Source organism: Aliinostoc sp. HNIBRCY26 (genome assembly GCF_050235535.1).
Classification (GTDB): Bacteria; Cyanobacteriota; Cyanobacteriia; order Cyanobacteriales; family Nostocaceae; genus Trichormus.
Map to the genome: position 1 here is coordinate 301,772 of NZ_CP189852.1, position 19,958 is coordinate 321,729.

Genomic DNA, 19,958 nt, shown 5'->3' on the forward strand with positions numbered 1-19,958 from the left:
ACACCTAACTTTGTGCGACGGAAACTGATTATTTAATCCTTTTCTTCAGGATATTGCACCCGAAAATAGAAATCGAGAATTTCATTCACATTACCTGGATATTCTGATAAATCGTCGCTCCCTAAAATCTCAGATGGAATGGGGAGTGGATTTCTCCGCAAATCTAGCCTGAGCAGATTTGCTAAGTTCCTGATTCCCTCTGGCAAACTGCTGAATTGATTATTGCTGAGTTCAAGCCCTACCAAATTGATTAGTTGACCAAATTCCTCTGGCAGACTGCTGAGTTGATTATTGTCGAGGTTGAGGTCTTTCAAATTGACCAGTTGGACAATTTCCGGTGGCAGACTGCTGAATTGATTATTGCCGAGGTAGAGCCACCGCAAGTTGACCAGTTGGACAATTCCCTCTGGCAAACTGCTGAATTGATTACTGCTGAGGTCAAGCCACCGCAAGTTGATTAGTTGACCAAATTCCTCTGGCAGACTGCTCAGTTGATTACTGCTGAGGCTGAGGTCTTTCAAATTGACTAGTTGGACAATTCCCTCTGGCAAACTGCTGAATTGATTACTGCTGAGGTCAAGCCACCGCAAGTTGATTAGTTGACCAAATTCCTCTGGCAGACTGCTCAGTTGATTACTGCTGATGCGAAGAGTTTGCAAGTTGACCAGTTGGACAAATTCCTCTGGCAGACTGCTGAATTGATTATTGCCGAGGCCGAGGGATTCCAAATTGACCAGTTGTCCAATTTCACTTGGCAGACTACTCAGTTGATTCTCGTCGAGGTTGAGGGATTCCAAATTGACCAGTTGTCCAATTTCCTCTGGCAGACTGCTCAGTTGATTCTCGTCGAGGCAGAGAACTTCCAAGTTGAGCAGTTGTCCAATTTCCTCTGGCAAACTACTCAGTTGATTCTTGCTGAGGTTGAGAAATTTCAAATTGCCCAGTTGTCCAATTTCACTTGGCAGACTGCTCAGTTGATTATTGTAGAGGTAGAGCTTCTGCAAGTTGAGCAGTTGTCCAATTTCCTCTGGCAAACTACTCAGTTGATTCTTGTTGAGGCAGAGAACTTCCAAGTTGAGCAGTTGTCCAATTTCCTCTGGCAAACTACTCAGTTGATTCTCGTCGAGGAGGAACTCCTGCAAGTTGAGCAGTTGTCCAATTTCACTTGGCAGACTGCTCAGTTGATTCTCTTCGAGCCAGAGAACTTCCAAGTTGAGCAGTTGTCCAATTTCACTTGGCAGACTGCTCAGTTGATTACCGTTGAGGTAGAGCGAGTCCAAGTTGAGCAGTTGACCAATTTCCTCTGGCAAACTACTCAGTTGATTAGTTTTGAGGAGGAGAACTTCCAAGTTGAGCAGTTGTCCAATTTCCTCTGGCAAACTACTCAGTTGATTCTCGTCGAGGTTGAGAACTTCCAAGTTGAGCAGTTGTCCAATTTCACTTGGCAGACTGCTCAGTTGATTACCGCAGAGGTAGAGCCTCCGCAAGTTGACCAGTTGGACAAATTCCACTGGCAGACTGCTCAGTTTATTACTGCTGAGGCTCAGAACTTCCAAGTTGACCAGTTGGACAATTTCCGGTGGCAGACTGCTGAATTGATTACTGCTGAGGTTGAGTTCTATCAAATTGATTAGTTGACCAAATTCCTCTGGCAGACTGCTCAGTTTATTATTGTCGAGGATGAGCCACCGCAAGTTGACCAGTTGGACAATTTCCTCTGGCAAACTGCTGAGTTGATTATTGCTGAGGCTGAGGGATTCCAAATTGACCAGTTGGAAAATTTCCGGTGGCAGACTGCTCAGTTTATTACTGCTGAGGTTGAGGGTTTGCAGGTTGACCAGTTGGACAATTTCCGGCGGTAAAGTTGTCAAATTGTTACCAGATAAGTCGAGTTCAGTTACGCTATCTATAGCGGCTTGTTCAATTACCCGTAGCAATTCTTGCTCGTTCATAATGGAAATCGCTCAACTATTAGCCAAATAATATCAAGGTATTCTAAATTACGGCAATTAATACCAATTCGTAAGTTTGGGCTAAATTTGGGCTTAACTTTTGTGTAAGTCCCGCTAAGAGAGTGCTGAGTAATGAGTGCTGAGTGCTGAGTGCTGAGTGCTGAGTGCTGAGTGTTCAGTAATCAATTCTTGAATTTTGAATTTTGAATTTTGAATTTTGAATTGATTTGAGTGGTGTTAGCGGTAGCGCGGCGTTTAGCACTACTGAAGAACAGCTTTAAGTATTTTGCCGAATTTCATCGTATTTGGCGCGCACAGCTTGTATATCCTGCCACATCAACCATTTAGGACTACCCTTTTCTTTAGAAGGGTTACGCAGTAAATAGGATGGGTGGAAAATCGGCATACATAAACGCCCTTCCCACTCTATCCACTGACCACGAATCTTAGTAATTCCCCGCTTATCACCAGTTATACCTTTAACTGCTGTTGCGCCTGTTAACAAAATAATTTTTGGGTCAACGAGGCGAATTTGTTCTAATAAATACGGTAGACAAGCTGCCATTTCGTCAGGTGTCGGCACTCGATTATTTGGTGGTCTACACTTATTGATGTTGCCAATATACACATCATTTTCGGTATTTAAATCCACCGATGCCAGTATTTGTTCTAGCAACTGTCCTGAACGACCCACAAAGGGTAAACCTGTTTCGTCTTCGTTTTGTCCTGGTGCTTCACCAATAATCATAATTGGAGCTTTTAAGTTACCCCGTCCGACTACCGCATGGGTACGGGTGTTACCTAATTCACAGCGATGGCAATTATTGCAATGCTGTGCCAATTCAGTCATATTGGCGTAAGTTCCAGATGGAACAGGGATTTTAGCATTTGTGGGAATCAGCTCTTTTTGGTTAAAACTAGGTTGTTCGTCAAAAAGGCTGAGTTGGATTTCGCTACTCATGAAAATCTGGTTGATTGAGTCAGCACCAGCAAATCTGTCTGAAGCTATAGCTATCTATAGCTGGTTAAAAATATTTTTCAGACACAGGTGGTTACTGAATACTGTTATTAACTAGACCATCATTGTACCAGTTCTAATTCTTTAGTGGGCATTGGGCATTGGGAATAGACAACAGAAACACATGGCGTGTAATTCTGTTTTGAAAACCTACACCCCCACACCCTTACACCCTTACACCCCTAAACCCTTACACCCCTAAACCCCTGGATTTGTAGATGTCCCTTGCTGGTATTGCATAGCTTTGGCATAATCACCCAAGGCATAGCAAGCGATTTTTAAACTAGCAAGTGCTTGTTCTTCTATGCGACGATCTTTTAAGGTTCTACCAAGTAATAAGCGGGCTTCATAGTATGTGATGGCGCGACCGTGGTCGCCTAAAGCTTCGCAAGCCACACCTAAGCTAGCAAGGGACTGTTCTTCACTGCGCTGGTCTTTGAGGTGTCTAGCTAACTGTAGACGTTTTTCGTAATACTTAATTGCTTTGGCGTAATCTCCTATGGCGTAACAAGCATTACCCAGATTTTTAAGTACCTGAGCTGCACTGCGGGGATTATTCAGGGAGATAGCGATTTTGACGCATTTTTCGTAGTAGGCGATCGCTTTTGCGTAGTTGTCTAAAGCATACCAAGCATTACCTATATTCTTCAGGACTTGTTCTATCCCCCAGTTATCCTGCAATTCCTGGACAATTTCTAAGCTTTGTTCTTGATACTCGATGGCTTTGAGAAAGTTACCTGAAGCTTTATAAACTAATCCCAAATTATTCAAAGCTGCAACCTGACTACGTTTGTCTTGTAGCTGCTTGGTTAATTTCAAACACTCTTCTAGAAATTCAACGGCTTTACTGTAGTTGTTGAGATGACGATAAGCATTCCCTAAATGAGAAAGCACTTGCATTCGCACGGCTGGATCTGAGGTGTTTTTTAAAGCTAGACATTGTTGGGAATAGGTAACTGCACTTTTATAATCGCCAGAAGTATAAGTCACTAATGCCAATAAAGATAAGACTTGCTCTTGTTGTGGGACATCGCCAGCTAGTTGAAACATTTCTAAAGATTGCTGGAAAGATTTAATAGCAGCAATAATATCTCCGGCTTTTTGTTGTTTAATTCCTTGTCGCAGTAGGGAAGATGCGGCTGAGGATTGGTTGTCACTCTCTTGGGTTACTAGCAGTTCTTCTGGTAATCCCTGGTCAAACTCATGGGTAATAGTGTTGCGTCTGACTTGTTTCATATATTTTGCAACTTCCACAGGGATCGTATTTTTACTGTTGTTATGATGTTCACCTTGTGACATTGACCAATTCCTGCTAGCTGTGGTGATACTTATAGTGTTCCCAAAACCAAAATACTTATCTCATAGCATTTTGGATTTTAAATTTGGGATTTCGGATGGTGAACTGCTTGACTAGTAAGCTTTTGGGAAATCTATTTGTCGCAGTTATTAGTCAAATTGCTATCACTTATTTGGAAATGGCTGAGTTATAGGGGAATTATTATGGAATTTTGACAAAAACTTGATGCGCGCAAAAAAGCTATGTGATGAGGCGAATTAGCTTATTTTGGTAACAGATTCTGTTGATTTAACGCAGTTGGATTTGATGCTGGCTGGTGAGCGATACAGCTAAAGTCACCAGCTGAAATTGATATAGTTTCATCTATTCATTGGTGTTTTTGTATTCCAAATTTGTTCAAACTCGGCTTGAGTAATGCCAAATTCCTGCAAATCTTTATTGTCTAAGGGTTTATCACACAACATTCCATAATTATCAGCCAAATGGTCTTCATCATAAAATAGGACGTTGCCATTTTCATAAACTTCTATCTGTCTGGTAGCACACAAATCATTACCTACCAAGGTTAATTCTATGAAATAGGTACTAGTACCCCAAGTATCGAAATCGCCCCCTAGTGATTCGTCCCAGAACCACTTACAATACTTTTTCTGTGGAGCCATTGTAGGCATCACTTCTCTACTCCTATAAAAGACTACTCATAAGCTATTTTATAAGAATATACTTGGCACTGTGCTAGACAGTACCTTGAGATAAGGTTAAAAATTAACTCCCTATACTGAGATTTTCTTGTTAACCCTAAAAACTAAATAATATTTTACTGACATTCAGTCTTTTCTGGAATCAGATATAACATCAAAAATATTAATTCAAAGTCATTGTTTTTGTTGATGTTTTCTCTATGAGCGTAGTTGCTTTCTGACTTCCATTAAAATTACCCCTAACATATTTCTACCACTCCCATCAACACCGCAACCCCAATAGTAGTCAATCGGCGAATTTTCTACTATTTCCTCATCACCTGTAGACAGCAGAATTTCTCTAATATCTGCATGGGTTGTAAATTTTTGCAGGACGGCTTTGTGCATGACATCATCTTTGACTCGCTCCCAATCAGAACGCAAAGGACGTTTTCTATCTCTTCCCATTTGTGCTGCGGCTTTCGCAGTTGGTGCTTGACGAATTTGTTCTATATGAAATGTCTCTAAAAATTTCTGGGCTTGAAAATAATGTTCACTTGTATACCAGTACAAATCATCTAACATAAACCCGTGAAGAGAGAAGTTAGAGAAACAGCCATATTCCTCACGGACAGTATCAGGACTTACGCAACTGGCACAAGCAATGGTGAGCTTCGCGCACCGAGCGCCCAAAAACTACAGAGAAGACATAGCAATATCTGGACGTTTTAGTTGCTCAATTAAATAATTAGAAAGCAAATTGTGCTTGAGCTTGTAAATAGTTTGACCTGTTTGATAAGCTAAACTTTTCAGTCTTAGCCAAACTAACATAGCGCAAGCAATATGATTTCTTTGAAGACGGGCTTTACGGCATTGACATGATTCAATACCAGTTAGTTGCTTTATTTCTCGATGAAACTCCTCTATTTTCCAACGAATTTTACACACCTGTTGTGTAACATCCGTAGAACTTTGAGATAAATCGTTTGTTGCGACATAATCCGTCCTATCGGTAGAGATAGTAACCCGGAAAAGTTTCACTTTTTTCTCAGCAGGGAATCCTTTAATTTTTATGATTTTACCACATTTTAAATCTTCCTGACTCCATTCTAGAGATTCAATATTCTTATATTTTTCTCTACCAAAACTATCATCTACTAAACGATTAGTCTTTAAAGGACAATAATAAACTTTATCTAGACTATCGATATAAAGCATTAAATTATTGACCGCATACCAAGTATCCATTAAAACTGTATTGAAAGGTAGAATCTTTTGATATACAAGCCCTTGGAGCATATTTTTCACATGGTCAATCTTGCTGAAACCATCATTTTCTGGATTGAAAATTCGATAATCTATTACCCAGAAATTGAGAGTTTTAGGATTAACATATATGCAACTTACTATTCCTATCCCTCTAACAACACCATGTTCATTACCACTATACTGCCTTCGTACTATTTCTATTTCTTCAGAAAATCTTTTATCTAAAACTGTATCATCAAATATAATATAAGCATCCTCGTCAGTGACAATTAAATCTTTGACATTATCCCAAAGTAAACGAGGAGTTAATTTTTCATTTCTTAAATAATAATTAATTTTGTCATGACTAATATTTGACAAATGTTCTGCTAGATTAGTGATTGTATAGTTAATTTGACTGCTAAGTAAATATTGACAATAATTAAGTTTAGTAAATTTCATCACTAACCAACTTTTTGATGTACTTCTATCAATTTTCTCATAAAATTTTTAACAACAAGATACATCACTATTTATTGTTACTAATTCGAGTCAAACCAATCAAACACATTCTCGCTAAATCAATACCTATGTACTACTGGCTAGCGATCGCACTGTGCCAGTTGCGTAAGTCCTGAGTATAAAAATAGATTGTCATCTGTTTTTGAGAAAATTAAAGAAATATTAACCCAAAGTTAGCAATCATCACTACATAGGTCACTTTTTAGGCAAAGCCGAACTAAGCTCTTGATCAGGTTGGGCATTTACAATTGTAGCTGTTTTCGTATGCAATGGCAGAAAAATGACGAATTTACTACCTTGCTTGGGTGTGGAAAACACCTCTATTTTACCTTGATGTTTTTCAATGATTTGGTAACAAATACTTAAACCTAAGCCTGTACCTTTGCCAACAGGTTTAGTTGTAAAAAAGGGATCGAATAATTTTTTGATATTTTCTGGAGGAATACCTGAGCCGTTATCTTGAATTTCAACTTGAATATGACTATTTTTGAGGTTATTGGTAGAAATTACTATTTGTTTATTAATCTGTTCTGGACAATCTAAGACTGCATCCACCGCATTATTAATGATATTCATAAATACTTGGTTAAGTTGGGCTGGATAACACTCTAATAAAGGTAATTTACCATAATTTTTCATGACTTCAATATCTGATTTGAAACGATGATTGAGGATTAAGAGAGTATTATCAATTCCTTCATGTATGTCTACTTCTTTCATATCAGCTTCATCGAGACGAGAAAAGTTACGCAAAGATAAGACAATTTCTTGAATACGTTGCGCGCCTACTTTCATCGAAGATAGTATATCTAATAAATCTTGATGAATAAAATCGAGATCAATCTCTGCTATTTTCTCTGAGATAATCTTGTCTGGGTGAGGATAATATTCTTGATATAAGTTGAGCAAGTTTAGTAAGTCTTTAATATAATTATCTGCACATTCGACGTTAGCATAAATAAAATTGACAGGATTATTGATTTCGTGAGCAATACCTGCAACCATTTGTCCAAGAGAGGACATTTTTTCGGTTTGAATTAATTGTCATTGGGTTTCTTGCAATTCTTTTAATGTTATTCGTAACTCCTCAGTACGTTCTTCTACTCTTTTCTCTAAGGTTTGGTGAGCTTCTTGCAGTTCTTGAGTGCGTTCTTCTACTCTGTGTTCTAAAGTTTGGCGTGCAATTTCCAGTGCTTCAGTGTAATCTCCCACCCATTCGACTAATTGATTTAAAGAATTTGCTAAAGTGCCAATTTCATCTTCAGTGGTGACATTAGCTCTCAGTTGAAAATTTGATTCTTGGGTAATCTGTTGGGAAATCCTCGTTACTACTTGTATAGGATGAGCGATTAATTTACTAGTTAATGCTGCAATTGTTCCAGCAATTATAGTAGATATTAGGATACTGATACTTACCAAATTTAATCTTAAATTTTTAGCATTATTAAAACTATTGTCAGATATTATCTGTTGCTTTTTTGCCTGGGATATAATTTGAGTTAGTTCATCTGACAGATGTTCAAATCTTAGCTCAATACTAATACTTTCTTTATTTTTTATAAATAGCAATAGCTTATTTAACGGTAAATCATTAGAGTCTTGAGATTCAATTTCTTTCCACAATAGTTGGATATTTTGATTATATAGTGCTGTATTTTCCTTGTATTCTTTTAATAATTCTTGGAATACTTCAGGACGTAATGCTAGATTATGGGGATTATTTTTAACGAAAGTATCTATTTGAGATAACTGCTGATTGATGTCTTCAATATCTGCCAAAAATCTATTCTTTTCAAAATCTAACCAAACTGAATTTTCTAATACATGAACTAGCCTTTGCGGATGGATTCTAGCTCTATTTACATCAGTTTCTAAGCCTTTTAAAAGATATTTCTGCTGATAAGCTACATTTAATTGCTTATAAGCCAAAGTTTCATAATAATATGCAATTAATGAGCCACTGATTGTGCCGATTAACGTAGTAATTATCACAACAGTGTAACTATAGCCAATTTTTTTAGTAATGCTCCAGTTATGCGTTAAACTAGCTAGACTAGTTAAAAAATGATTGATCAATCTAATGGAGCAACGTTTGACCATGAATATATATGCACATTATTTGATAAAGCTGTCTTGCCCGATTTTCTGATAAGCTTCCCGAATTATTTGATAATCAGCATCATTTGCTATAATCATTTGACTTTCTACATACTTGCGATTGGCTTGAGCTTTAACCATAGTTTGAATGTAGCATTTGTAGTTGCTGTACATCCCGCAATAAATAGAAATGAATACCCAACTATAACACGTCGTTTCATGGCTGTGATTTTATAAAATCATAATATATTTTGGCTATATAAAATAAATATTAAGTCTGTAATTTATTAAAAACTTCTGTGAGATTACTGAAAATAGTTTAGGTATTTATTAGTAATTTACGTCTGATATGAATTAGAAACGCCTCTTATCCCACAAAGGTTTCAAGACTCGTTCAAAATCACAGTTTTGTGAATACCTACGGAATTACAAGGGTTTCAAGACCTGATTCACATTAAACGTAATTTAGGTTAAGAAAATATTATCTAATTTTTTAGATAATTATCTGCTTTGTTGAATTTGTTATTGATAAATTATGATACAGCACTTTGCTCAACTAACTGGTACAGTAGCAGGAGTGAGTACGAAAGGCTAAAGGCTATGCCTACCCTCCTAGTCCAGCACAGTCATAATTTGATCAATTTTTCACGGAAATTTTCCTCAAAATATAGTCCTCTCATGATGAGAGTGGGGGTAAAATAGACTTTATTTTCGTAGCTTCAAGATTACAACTATGGCAATGCCTTCTACACTACAAAGTGCATTTACTAACCACCGTGTCCTGAAAGTGATTAGCGGTTTGCACAACTTTGACGCTGATCGTGTCGCAGCCGTTGTGAAAGCAGCTGAACTTGGTGGTGCAACATTTGTAGATATTGCTGCTTATCCTGTTTTAGTACAGTTAGCCAAAAAATTAATTAACTTACCTGTTTGTGTTTCCGCAGTAGAACCAGAAAAATTTGTCGCCGCCGTCGCTGCGGGTGCAGATTTAATTGAAATCGGGAATTTTGATAGTTTTTACGCTCAAGGACGCAGATTTGAGGCGGAAGAAGTATTAGCACTCACACATCAAACTCGCGCTTTACTACCAGAAATCACCCTATCTGTAACTGTTCCCCATATTTTAGAACTGGATCAGCAAGTACAACTAGCAGAAGAATTAGTCAAAGCTGGTGCAGATATCATCCAAACTGAAGGCGGTACTAGCAGCCAGCCATCTCACTCTGGAAGCTTGGGATTAATTGAAAAAGCTGCACCTACCTTAGCCGCAGCCTATGAAATTTCTCGTGCTGTTTCAGTTCCAGTATTATGTGCTTCCGGTATTTCTAACGTTACTGCACCGCTAGCCATAGCAGCTGGTGCGGCTGGTGTTGGTGTCGGTTCTGCAATTAACCAACTCAATAGCGAAGTGGCGATGATTGCGGCTGTACGCGGTTTAGTTGAAGCTTTAGCGAATACGAGAGTGCTGAGTGCTGAGTGCTGAGTACTGAGTGCTGAGTGCTGAGTGCTGTTAGCGGTAGTGCTGTTAGCGGTAGTGCGGCGTTTAGCCGGTGCTGAGTCAGGAGTGGTGAGTAGTGAAATTCTCCACTCCCCAATCCCCAGTCCCCATTACCCCTTATCCCCAGAGGGGGCCCCGAGTTCCCCAATCCCCAATCCCCAATACTTCGACAAGCTCAGTACAAGTTCCCAGTCCCCAACCCCTACGATAAAATATCTTTCAAAGCATAAATTACCTGGTCTTGTTGCTGGGTTGTCAGTTCTGGAAACATGGGTAGAGATAACACTTCATGGCAAATTTGTTCGGCTACTGGTAATTGTCCTGGCTGATAACCAAGGTGTTGATAGGCTGGTTGCAGATGTAAAGGATAGGGATAATAAACCATTGAACCAATTCCTTTTTCTTGGAGTTGGTTGCGTACTGATTCACGCCGTGTTGCAGTATTACCGTTGCTTCCTGCGCCTAATACACGAATAGTATATTGATTCCATACGCTCACACCGCCACTTAATGCTTGTGGTGTGATGATACCGGGAATTTGACTGAGAAATTGTTGATAATAAGCTGCGATCGCCTGACGTTGTTGATTCCACTGCTCCAAATAACGCAGCTTAATCTGCAATATTACCGCTTGTATGGCATCTAAACGGCTATTTACGCCAATTTCATCATATTGATAGCGATTTTTCTGCCCATGCTCTTTAATAATTCTGACCTTAGCCGCTAACTCTGGATCATTGGTGGTAACTGCACCACCATCGCCGCAAGCCCCTAAGTTTTTGGTAGGGTAGAAACTAAAGCAACCAAAGTGTCCTATACTGCCGACTTTTTTACCATCCCATATCGCGCCTGTAGATTGAGCGCAATCTTCAATTACAGCAATATTATGAGATTGGGCGATCGCCATCAAGGCTGTCATATCCACAGGTTGTCCAAATAGATGCACTGGGATAATCGCTTTAGTTTGAGGTGTGATAGCTGCTGCTACTTGCTGTACATCTAGGTTAAATGTTGTCGCATCTATATCTACAAATACTGGCTTTGCACCGACAGCAATAATTACTTCTACTGTAGCGACGAATGTAAAAGGGGTGGTAATGACTTCATCACCCGCACTAATTCCTAATGCACGTAGTGCTAAATATAACGCATCAGTACCAGAGTTGCAAGCAACACAAGCATTTGCGCCGTGATAACTAGCAAACTGCTGTTCAAAACTTTCTACTAAAGGGCCGCCAATATAACGACCGGATGCTAGAACCTCTACAACAGCCGCACTCACTTCCGCCTCTAGGGTAGTGTATTGCTGCTTGATATCAAAAGCAGGGACAGAATTTATACTTTGGATCATAAGTTTTCATTTTAATCTGAAGATACAAAGAATACACACCGACTGTCAATTCTTGCTAAGGGAATTTATTCTCGAAAAAGCTTGTCAAGACTGTCGCCTGAGATACTTATAAAGCAAGGATTATTACCGGAATAATTCTATGGGTAAAACGTGGATCAGTGGTAAATTATGAGTGCCTGTTTGTAAACTGACTATTTTGGGGATTGGGAATTGGGGACTGGGGATTGGGGATTGGGGATAAATAAAGTCAAAAATTACAATGATTTTTATCTTTTGCCTTTTGCCTTACACCCCTACACCCTTACACCCCTAAACCACCCATGCAAGATTTAATCAAGTTAGATTTGGTAGATTTAGCGATCGCTGTAGGATTGATGGTGATCACTATTGGGATATCTGCTTGGGAAAGATTGGGATTAGAGTTAAATTTAGCGATCGCTACCGGTAGAACTATCCTACAGTTAGCTGTTTTGGGATACGTTTTAGACTTCATCTTTGCTTTGGGCAATCCTTGGGCTGTTTTAGCGGCTTTAGTGGTCATGCTGACGATAACGGCGATTGTCGCACGAAATCGGATCAGTCAAAAGATTCCTGGTGTATTGCCTTTGGTTTGGGGTGCAATTTTTGTGAGTACCCTGATGACACTGGGTTACACCAACTTCTTAATCATTCAACCAGATAAATGGTACGAACCGCGTTATATTATTCCCCTGGCAGGAATTGTGTTAGGAAATGGGATGAATGCAGCTGCGATCGCTGGGGAACGTTTGGTGAATAGTATGAACACCTTTCCCAATGAAATCGAAACCCATTTAAGTTTAGGTGCTACTCCCCAACAAGCTACCAACCAATACCGCAAAGAAGCCATCCGCGCCGCCTTACTACCGACAATCAACCAGATGATTTTGGTAGGGATGGTAGCAATCCCTGGAATCACCACAGGACAGTTACTAGCCGGGATTACACCCCTAGAGGCTGTATCTTACGAAATTTTGATTATTTTCATGGTGGCTTTCGCCAATTTACTCACCACAGTTTTGATTACTAAAGGATTGTGTCGTCAGTTCTTTAATTCTGCCGCGCAGTTGGTGAGGTGAGGGATTGGAAATCAATTCAAAATTCAAAATTCAAAATTCAAAATTAGAGAACAAGAAGGGATTGGGTAGAACTTAGCTATGGATTGTATACTGGCGTACTTGCTGATAGAATAACAAATGTACATGAACAACAACTAACAAAATACATTGCTATTGTCTGGGTTCATGTCACCATAAATTTAATATCTATGCTGATGAACATCTATGGCTGAAAATCTGCGAGGTAAGAGAGGAGATCCGAACTATCGATTAATCTCTGGTTACATACCAAAAGACCTAGCGTTACTATTCAAAACTATTTGCGCTGCTACTGAAACAGATCAAAGCAAGGCACTTGAAGAAATGATCACTCATTGGGCTAGGGAAAAACAATCAATTCTAGATGAAGTGAGACAAAATAAGTAAAAGACGGCATGACAGACATCCCAGAACAATCTAGCAGACAATAGAACTATATATGCTATGGCAGCAAAGGATCTGTTTCATCAAGCAGTAAAGAAAGCTTTACAAAAAGAACAATGGATTATCACTAGCGATCCACTCAAGATAGAAGTGGGTGGAACAAAGTTTGAAATAGATTTAGGGGCGGAAAAAATCTTAGCTGCTGAACGAAACAATGAAAAAATTGCCGTTGAAATTAAAACTTTTCTAAGTGACTCACCTGTTACAGATTACCATGCAGCACTAGGTCAATTTCTCAACTATCGTCTAGCTCTAGAACTAAGCGAACCTGATCGCACCCTCTATCTAGCGATTCCAGTTATTGTGCATCAGTCATTTTTTCAACGTGAATTTGCCCAGCTTTCGGTTGAAAGATATCAAATCAAGCGACTTATTTACAATCCAATTCAAGAGGTGATTGTACAGTGGATAAACTAGAGCATTATCGCCAGTGTATTCAAGAAATCCTGAGAAACTATACTGCCATCCCCATCGCTAATGGTGAAATCGAATCACAAACCGTTTTCGATATTCAGCAAGACCATTATCAGGTGATGAACGTAGGCTGGGATGGTGATCGTAGAGTGCATGGCTGTGTATTGCATCTAGACATCAAAGATGGAAAAATTTGGATACAACATAACTCAACTGAACTGCAAATTGCCCATGAGTTAGCTAATATGGGTATTCCTAAACAAGATATTGTTTTAGGTTTCCAAGCTCCCTATGTGCGAGAGTACACAGGCTTTGGTGTTGGATAGCCAACGCCTGTTGTGGGCGATTTCTCTCCCCTGCACCCGTTCGGCTGACGCTTACGGCGGAAGCCTGCACCCTGCTCCCCTGCTTTTTCACTTTCGGCTTTTTGTACTAGTACCTCGCCTCACACTAAAATGGGAATTGACGTGAAGTTCTCTATTAACTAAAGTGTCTGACTCATTGCCACTGCGCGATCGCTATCTCGCCCTGATTGATGAAATTGTTCAACTCACCCTCCAAGGGAAAATTAGCTCTGTGGAGATGGTGTATCAAATGCTGCAAAAAAATATCTTGGCAGGTACAGGAGAAATCTTTGAGTTAGGTTTGAGCGATCGCCTCAACGCTATCCAAACTCAAGTAGATAGGGAAACAGATGAACTCAAACAAGCCAAGGCTAACCGGAGTTTAAGGGCAATTAAGACAATTCAAACGCAATGGCAAAGATATAGAGAACAAAATAAAGCCACGGAAGCGATCGCCTCTGCATCTCAACAAATTACCACAGCCGCCACAGATGAACGTCTAGCCACATTTTTACGTCTCATTGATCCCAATCTCAAAGAACCACTTAATACAGCCCAATTACAGCAACTATCCAAATCATTGCAACAATTTGCCCAATTTAGCGAAGATATAGCGCAGATATCCCAGGGAATTACCCGTGGGTTAACGGCTTGGCAAAGGTTACAAGAACATTTAGTTAGCTGGATGTATGAACAAAATCAAGCCCTTGGTTTTGGCGGTGTACCAGGAGAAACTGGCCCTTGGGCTTCTTGGGCGAAAAAAGTGAATAGTGAGTTACCGCAAACATTATTACGCACCTTAGCGGTAGAACAATCTGCCATTCCCTTTGCTCAACAGCACAGCACTATTAGCTTGAGTGATTGGGTAGAAATAGCCTTAATTTTGCAGTATTTACAACGGGGTTTAGTGAGTTGGTTTGACCAACAACCATACAACATTCAAGCTGGTTCAAAACTGTCGATTTCTACTTTTTTAACCTTTGCAGTCATTTGGAGTCAGTTGGCAAGTGGTTTCCAAAGTCAGACATTGTACAGTAATGGAGCATCACAAATTATGCTCCAAATTTTACGCACCTTTGCTCAACGCCCCTATTTTCCCCTATATGGTGGGATTTTCGCTTCCTTTTCTGGTAGCTATTTACGCGATGCCTTAGATTATTTAGACGAGCCATTACGCAAAGTGGCAATGACTCAAGAAAAAGCGCGGATTTTGACCCTTTTAGGGTATTCACAGCGTGCTTTGGGTCAATATCAGCGTTCTATCAAGTTTCATGAGCAAGCCTTAGAAATTGCCAGAAACGCAGGCGATCGCCCCTGTGAAATTGCCAACCTCAATCACCTCAGCCGGACTTACGTACAAGAGAAAAATTATCCTGAAGCCATTAATCACAGCCAAAGAGCCTTAATGTTAAGTAGACAAGCAGGCGACAGAACAGGAGAAGCCAACGCCCTAGTTAACTTAGGTTACAGCGAAGTCATGCAAGCGCAACAACTGGAACAAACCGAACCAGAAACCTATGAAATGGCAATTAACTATTTAGAACAAGGATTAAAATTAACAGAAAAATTAGGCGACATTCAAAGTAAAGCCCTATGTCTCAGTAGTTTAGGCATAGCATATTTAGTCATTCAAGAACCACAAAATGCCATTCAATATCTAGAAGAAGGCTTCAAAATAGCCCAAATCTCCGGCGATTTATATTTGCAAGGTAGAAATTTAGCTAATCTAGCTGAAGCCACTTACCAACTACAAAACTTTGAAACAGTCATTTACACAGGTTGTCTAGGAATGTATCTCCTAGAACAAATAGCCTCAAACGAATGGCGACAACCAGCAAGATTATTAATAATTTTACAAGGACAAATAGGTGTAGAAAATTTCCAAAATTTACTACAACAACACCGCCCTAAAATAATAGCCGTCATCGGCGTAGACGGGTATGATTACATTCCTAAATTGCTCATAAAATACCAAGAAGACATTGACCTAACATCTTAATAAATTCCCAATGCCCAATGCCCAATGCCCCATCCCCCATACCCATATATGGTATAAAACTTTTAGAAAACATTGGTGACTGGGATGATAGGTCAAATTCTCGGTGGACGCTACCAAATTACAGCACAACTTGGTCAAGGTGGATTTGGCATTACCTACACAGCCATTGACACAGGAAGACCAGGGACTCCTCAGTGTATCGTCAAGCAGTTTAAACCAATGTCCGTCAGTTTATATACTTTGACAAATGCTAAAAGATTGTTTGACACCGAAGCCGAAAAACTAGAAAGGTTAGGAAATCATGACCAGATTCCCCGACTTTTGGCATTCTTTGAAGAAAACCAACAATTTTATATAGTACAAGAATATATAGAAGGTCACGACCTAGCGCAAGAATTAATCTCAGGTCAAAAGCTGAGTGAGGCGATCGTAATTCAACTTTTACAAGATATTTTAGAAGTCTTAAATTTTGTCCATGAGCAGAAATTAATTCATCGGGATCTCAAACCCTCAAATATTCGCCGCCGCAAATCTGATGGCAAAATTATTTTAATTGACTTTGGTGCAGTTAAGGAAGTTACCACTCAGTTTGTTAATGCTCAAGGACAAACAAGTTTGACTGTTGCTGTTGGTACTCATGGTTATATACCCAGTGAACAAACCAACGGTAAACCGACTTTCCAGAGTGATATTTATGCAGTAGGAATTATCGCCATCCAAGCTTTAACCGGAATAAATCCCTACCCTGGAGGTTTTTCCACAGATTCAAAAACAGGCGAAATCATCTGGCGCAATCATGCTCAAGTTAGTTCTAAACTAGCAAATATTATTGATAAAATGGTGCGCTATGACTACCGTCAGCGTTATCAATCAGTTAATGAAGTATTGCAGGCTATAAAAACTTTATCTCGAAAGTCCTCACCGAAAAAATTATGGTTTGGTGCGGGCTTATTAGTATTAATTACACCTATAATTTTCTGGATTTTTTCTCAAGTCAATAAACCAAAACCTATCGTTACAACTTATGATGGCGTAAATACTGGCATTACAATTAAATATCCGTCGTCCGAGTGGCAACCAATTAAACCTCCTGGGGGAGATTTTGAGGATGAGGTGATTAAATTTGTCCCAAAAAATCAGAATCAGCAAAATAACTGTCTTTTAGAAGTCGTGATCAATAGTCATGAACTACCTAAAAAATTGTTATCTCTGGATGAATTTAAAAACGAAGCGTTAAAACAAATTCAAAAGAATAATCCGAATCAACAAGTTACAGATGCTTCTCAACAATCAACCACACTATCAAAATTTCCGGCTTATAAATTAACTTATACTCGCCAAGATGGGGAATGTAAGCTGCAAGCAATGGAAATCGGTACACTTAGAAACGGTAAGGCTTACTTTATCACCTATACAGCAGAAGAGAAAGAATATAACAAGTATTTAGAAGTTGTGGAGGAAATGATTAATTCATTTGAAATTAAAGCCGAATAAAATTATGTAATTTAACCTGTACTGTAAAGCGATCGCAATTTTTATTCTATCTATATTGTCAAGGCGATCGCATTCCCGATTCACCAAATAAAGAATCAATTAAGTTTTTTCACTTACTACAGCAGGTTTTTGAAGGGACATGAGAAGAAATTCTATAACACACCTCTGAATTTGCCATGTTGGGTAGCGATGCGCTTTACACAAGATAAAATAAGATTACTATTACTAATAAAGCTCAAAAACAAGTAGATAAGGTAGGAAAAAATGAAGATATTGATAGCAAAGAACAGAAGAAGCTCAGTAAAAATATAGCTTCATTGTCTCGTCTTAATAATTCATTTACTCGTCCTAGTAAGCCAATTTATCGAGGTCAATCTAACATAATTGTTGGAGTTAGTTTTCATCCGGTTGAGTTAGTAACGCTTTCTGTAGTTGATGTAACTAACCAACAAATACTGATATGTAAAACGCTCAAACAGTTACTGGGCAATGCTTTTCCACTATTAAGCCGTAGACGAAGACAACAAGTGCATTTGCGTAAGGAGAGGGAAAAAGCTCAGAAAAAAGATTCCCCATGTCATCTAGGAGAGTCACAGCTAGGGGAATATGTTGATAAATTACTGGCAAAAAGAATCGTGGAAGTCGCTAAGGAATATCAGGCTGATAGCATTGTCTTACCTGGGTTACAAGGCATTAGGGAAAATCGTACCAGTGTGATTCAAGCAAAAGCAGAAACCAAATTTCCCGGTGATGTCAATGCACAAAAATTATATGTCAAGGAATATAATCGCCAGATACACAATTGGAGCTACAGAAGGCTTCAACAATCTATAAAGTCAAAAGCTGCCGAATTGAAAATCAGTGTTGAGTTTGGTGTACAGCCATCTTATGGCGCTCTGGAAGAGAAAGCCAGAGATTTAGTCTTGTTTACTTACCAAAGCAGAATTAATACTGTTGGTAGATAAATGTCTACCTGAATATTGTATTATCAAGTGTAATAAATCGGTGCCATCATATAAGATGCTACAGTATCAACCCCTTTGATTAGATACTGTCAGAATGGGTTAGTTTAACGCTTTGACCAGCGTATTCTTTCTGGCCCTGGTAGCTGCCAACTCTACCTATGCGTTCATCTAAGTGTTTGTTAGCAGTAGTTGTTTGGGTAAGCAAATGCTGCTGTTAGATGAGAAAGGACTCGCACCGAGACGCATGGGAAGTATGAGGTGTTAGGGTTTCAAACAGCCCAGAACCTTAGCTCTTGACATCAGACTCTTTTAGCTTGGTGTTGGGTGACAGAGCGGCCTGTATGACTAGAATCTTTGGTTTTGGTTGTACGAGGAATTTCTACTTCTTACTTTATAACAAAGTAAGGGTACGGGTATACCGTTACGGTGGCTACCGAACTTCCACCCCCTAATTTTTATTTTTGGCAAGTCAAAGTGGGGGCAAAATCCCCAGGGATATGCCAAATTGCTAAAACTCTTATCTTGACTGAATTTTATGATTCTCCAGGCGAATCAAAGTTTATTTATTGGCGATAGAAAATATGCTTTTAAGTAGACTTGCCAAAATTGCCTGTGGAAAACAGTGAGGATAAGCGTTTAACAAGTCAGGGTTTCAACAACCCTCACAGTGGGCGGTGGGTTGAAAGTTAAGCAGTTCGGAGGTTGGACAAAAGCTTTTAATATGTTTCAACAACCCTCACAGTGGGCGGTGGGTTGAAAGATTTTAGCCCTCTCTACATAAACAAACTCTTCAGGGCGTTTCAACAACCCTCACAGTGGGCGGTGGGTTGAAAGTATCCAATTCTTCCGACCATTGAGTCATGGTCTTCTTGTTTCAACAACCCTCACAGTGGGCGGTGGGTTGAAAGGAGACATTATCTCCCGATGCCACTAAATTAGAAATGGTTTCAACAAGCCTCATAGTAGGTGTTGGATTAATAAACTTACTAGCTTATTTGCTGACGCTCTATAGGATTGAGGCTTTTTGATTACTCAAAAATTTTTACGCCCCGTTACTTAGTTGTGTATGAGCTAAGTTTTACCTTTTTATATCGTATAATTATGTGTTAGGGTGGTTTGAAAGGAGCGTTGCGATCGCACGATGTAACGCAGCACTTTTATAGAAATAAGTCTTTTTCTCGACTAACAAGGTTAATGTAGGACTCTGTGACATTTTTAATTAGAGTCCATATCTCTTAGTAATTTTCTCAGTAATTTTGGACAATAATTCTTTAAAACTGGTTTCAACTCTGGACAATAATTCTTTAAAACTGGATCGATGGCTGAAAGCCAAGGAAATAGGTAACTTATGTCGTTCAACCCTGTAAAACTGGACAATAATTCTTTAAAACTGACAATAATTATTTAATGTACATATGGAGAATAGGGAACTCGAATCCCTGACCTCTGCGGTGCGATCGCAGCGCTCTACCAACTGAGCTAATTCCCCTGAAAATACTGCTGAGTGCTGAGTTGCGCGT

At 39.3% G+C, this 19,958-nt stretch carries 18 protein-coding genes and 1 tRNA gene; 8 read left to right on the plus strand and 11 right to left on the minus strand.

What is annotated here, in order from left to right; all coding sequences use genetic code 11:
- Positions 1-32 precede the first annotated feature (32 nt).
- The 9 genes from ACQFX9_RS01205 to ACQFX9_RS01245 all read right to left on the minus strand — a co-directional run bounded on the left by ACQFX9_RS01205 (position 33) and on the right by ACQFX9_RS01245 (position 8,955).
- The gene (locus ACQFX9_RS01205; RefSeq protein WP_427160345.1) at positions 33-1,952 is read right to left on the minus strand and encodes a leucine-rich repeat domain-containing protein; all 1,920 of its coding nucleotides are present in this window, start codon (positions 1,950-1,952) and stop codon (positions 33-35) included.
- A 277-nt stretch (positions 1,953-2,229) separates the two neighbouring features.
- Entirely contained in the window at positions 2,230-2,913 is a 684-nt protein-coding gene (locus ACQFX9_RS01210) for a uracil-DNA glycosylase (protein WP_427160346.1), read from the minus strand.
- A 255-nt stretch (positions 2,914-3,168) separates the two neighbouring features.
- The gene (locus tag ACQFX9_RS01215; RefSeq protein WP_427160347.1) at positions 3,169-4,269 is read right to left on the minus strand and encodes a tetratricopeptide repeat protein; all 1,101 of its coding nucleotides are present in this window, start codon (positions 4,267-4,269) and stop codon (positions 3,169-3,171) included.
- A 357-nt stretch (positions 4,270-4,626) separates the two neighbouring features.
- A complete protein-coding gene (locus tag ACQFX9_RS01220) occupies positions 4,627-4,938 on the minus strand; it encodes a hypothetical protein (RefSeq protein WP_427160348.1) in 312 nt (103 codons plus the stop codon).
- Positions 4,939-5,166: 228 nt separating this feature from the next.
- The gene (locus tag ACQFX9_RS01225; protein ID WP_427160349.1) at positions 5,167-5,532 is read right to left on the minus strand and encodes an NADAR family protein; all 366 of its coding nucleotides are present in this window, start codon (positions 5,530-5,532) and stop codon (positions 5,167-5,169) included.
- Between the two features lie 111 nt (positions 5,533-5,643).
- Entirely contained in the window at positions 5,644-6,657 is a 1,014-nt protein-coding gene (locus ACQFX9_RS01230; protein WP_427156835.1) for an IS701 family transposase, read from the minus strand.
- Positions 6,658-6,912: 255 nt separating this feature from the next.
- A complete protein-coding gene (locus ACQFX9_RS01235; protein WP_427160350.1) occupies positions 6,913-7,740 on the minus strand; it encodes a sensor histidine kinase in 828 nt (275 codons plus the stop codon).
- Between the two features lie 21 nt (positions 7,741-7,761).
- Positions 7,762-8,817 carry a HAMP domain-containing protein gene (locus ACQFX9_RS01240; protein WP_427160351.1) on the minus strand — a complete coding sequence of 352 codons (1,056 nt, stop codon included), beginning with the start codon at positions 8,815-8,817 and terminating at the stop codon, positions 7,762-7,764.
- Positions 8,818-8,832: 15 nt separating this feature from the next.
- Entirely contained in the window at positions 8,833-8,955 is a 123-nt protein-coding gene (locus ACQFX9_RS01245; RefSeq protein WP_427160352.1) for a hypothetical protein, read from the minus strand.
- Between the two features lie 592 nt (positions 8,956-9,547).
- On the opposite strand from ACQFX9_RS01245, the gene ACQFX9_RS01250 reads away from it, so the two are divergent.
- The gene (locus ACQFX9_RS01250) at positions 9,548-10,297 is read left to right on the plus strand and encodes a DUF561 domain-containing protein (protein WP_427160353.1); all 750 of its coding nucleotides are present in this window, start codon (positions 9,548-9,550) and stop codon (positions 10,295-10,297) included.
- Positions 10,298-10,514: 217 nt separating this feature from the next.
- Here the strand turns inward: ACQFX9_RS01250 and ACQFX9_RS01255 are convergent, their stop codons facing one another.
- Positions 10,515-11,663 (minus strand): DegT/DnrJ/EryC1/StrS family aminotransferase, encoded by a 1,149-nt coding sequence (locus ACQFX9_RS01255; protein ID WP_427160354.1) that lies wholly within the window; start codon positions 11,661-11,663, stop codon positions 10,515-10,517.
- A 320-nt stretch (positions 11,664-11,983) separates the two neighbouring features.
- On the opposite strand from ACQFX9_RS01255, the gene ACQFX9_RS01260 reads away from it, so the two are divergent.
- From ACQFX9_RS01260 to cas12k, 7 genes are all read left to right on the plus strand, one after another.
- A complete protein-coding gene (locus ACQFX9_RS01260) occupies positions 11,984-12,760 on the plus strand; it encodes an ABC transporter permease (protein WP_427160355.1) in 777 nt (258 codons plus the stop codon).
- Between the two features lie 204 nt (positions 12,761-12,964).
- Positions 12,965-13,165, plus strand: a complete 201-nt coding sequence (locus tag ACQFX9_RS01265) for a hypothetical protein (protein ID WP_427160356.1) — start codon at positions 12,965-12,967, stop codon at positions 13,163-13,165.
- Positions 13,166-13,222: 57 nt separating this feature from the next.
- Positions 13,223-13,639: a XisH family protein gene (locus tag ACQFX9_RS01270; RefSeq protein WP_427160357.1), complete on the plus strand. Its 417-nt coding sequence runs from the start codon at positions 13,223-13,225 to the stop codon at positions 13,637-13,639.
- Positions 13,627-13,962 carry a XisI protein gene (locus tag ACQFX9_RS01275; RefSeq protein ID WP_236143059.1) on the plus strand — a complete coding sequence of 112 codons (336 nt, stop codon included), beginning with the start codon at positions 13,627-13,629 and terminating at the stop codon, positions 13,960-13,962. The genes ACQFX9_RS01270 and ACQFX9_RS01275 overlap by 13 nt, the downstream gene beginning before the upstream one ends.
- 163 nt (positions 13,963-14,125) lie before the next feature.
- A complete protein-coding gene (locus ACQFX9_RS01280; protein ID WP_427160358.1) occupies positions 14,126-15,979 on the plus strand; it encodes a tetratricopeptide repeat protein in 1,854 nt (617 codons plus the stop codon).
- Positions 15,980-16,063: 84 nt separating this feature from the next.
- Positions 16,064-17,473 carry a protein kinase domain-containing protein gene (locus ACQFX9_RS01285; RefSeq protein WP_427163053.1) on the plus strand — a complete coding sequence of 470 codons (1,410 nt, stop codon included), beginning with the start codon at positions 16,064-16,066 and terminating at the stop codon, positions 17,471-17,473.
- A 272-nt stretch (positions 17,474-17,745) separates the two neighbouring features.
- Entirely contained in the window at positions 17,746-18,438 is a 693-nt protein-coding gene (cas12k, locus tag ACQFX9_RS01290) for a type V CRISPR-associated protein Cas12k (RefSeq protein ID WP_427163054.1), read from the plus strand.
- A 1,416-nt stretch (positions 18,439-19,854) separates the two neighbouring features.
- On the opposite strand, the gene ACQFX9_RS01295 is transcribed toward cas12k, so the two are convergent.
- Positions 19,855-19,927, minus strand: a tRNA-Ala gene (locus ACQFX9_RS01295).
- Positions 19,928-19,958: the final 31 nt, after the last annotated feature.

What these genes read in the sequence shown, in the direction of transcription:
- ACQFX9_RS01270 (WP_427160357.1), top strand. Translation starts at nt 13,223, where the DNA reads ATGGCAGCAAAGGATCTGTTTCATCAAGCAGTAAAGAAAGCTTTACAA.
- ACQFX9_RS01265 (WP_427160356.1), top strand. Translation starts at nt 12,965, where the DNA reads ATGGCTGAAAATCTGCGAGGTAAGAGAGGAGATCCGAACTATCGATTA.
- ACQFX9_RS01210 (WP_427160346.1), bottom strand. Translation starts at nt 2,913, where the DNA reads ATGAGTAGCGAAATCCAACTCAGCCTTTTTGACGAACAACCTAGTTTT.
- ACQFX9_RS01205 (WP_427160345.1), bottom strand. Translation starts at nt 1,952, where the DNA reads ATGAACGAGCAAGAATTGCTACGGGTAATTGAACAAGCCGCTATAGAT.
- ACQFX9_RS01245 (WP_427160352.1), bottom strand. Translation starts at nt 8,955, where the DNA reads ATGGTTAAAGCTCAAGCCAATCGCAAGTATGTAGAAAGTCAAATGATT.
- ACQFX9_RS01235 (WP_427160350.1), bottom strand. Translation starts at nt 7,740, where the DNA reads ATGTCCTCTCTTGGACAAATGGTTGCAGGTATTGCTCACGAAATCAAT.
- ACQFX9_RS01230 (WP_427156835.1), bottom strand. Translation starts at nt 6,657, where the DNA reads ATGAAATTTACTAAACTTAATTATTGTCAATATTTACTTAGCAGTCAA.
- ACQFX9_RS01240 (WP_427160351.1), bottom strand. Translation starts at nt 8,817, where the DNA reads ATGGTCAAACGTTGCTCCATTAGATTGATCAATCATTTTTTAACTAGT.
- ACQFX9_RS01225 (WP_427160349.1), bottom strand. Translation starts at nt 5,532, where the DNA reads ATGTTAGATGATTTGTACTGGTATACAAGTGAACATTATTTTCAAGCC.
- ACQFX9_RS01250 (WP_427160353.1), top strand. Translation starts at nt 9,548, where the DNA reads ATGGCAATGCCTTCTACACTACAAAGTGCATTTACTAACCACCGTGTC.
- ACQFX9_RS01260 (WP_427160355.1), top strand. Translation starts at nt 11,984, where the DNA reads ATGCAAGATTTAATCAAGTTAGATTTGGTAGATTTAGCGATCGCTGTA.
- ACQFX9_RS01215 (WP_427160347.1), bottom strand. Translation starts at nt 4,269, where the DNA reads ATGTCACAAGGTGAACATCATAACAACAGTAAAAATACGATCCCTGTG.
- ACQFX9_RS01255 (WP_427160354.1), bottom strand. Translation starts at nt 11,663, where the DNA reads ATGATCCAAAGTATAAATTCTGTCCCTGCTTTTGATATCAAGCAGCAA.
- ACQFX9_RS01220 (WP_427160348.1), bottom strand. Translation starts at nt 4,938, where the DNA reads ATGCCTACAATGGCTCCACAGAAAAAGTATTGTAAGTGGTTCTGGGAC.
- ACQFX9_RS01285 (WP_427163053.1), top strand. Translation starts at nt 16,064, where the DNA reads ATGATAGGTCAAATTCTCGGTGGACGCTACCAAATTACAGCACAACTT.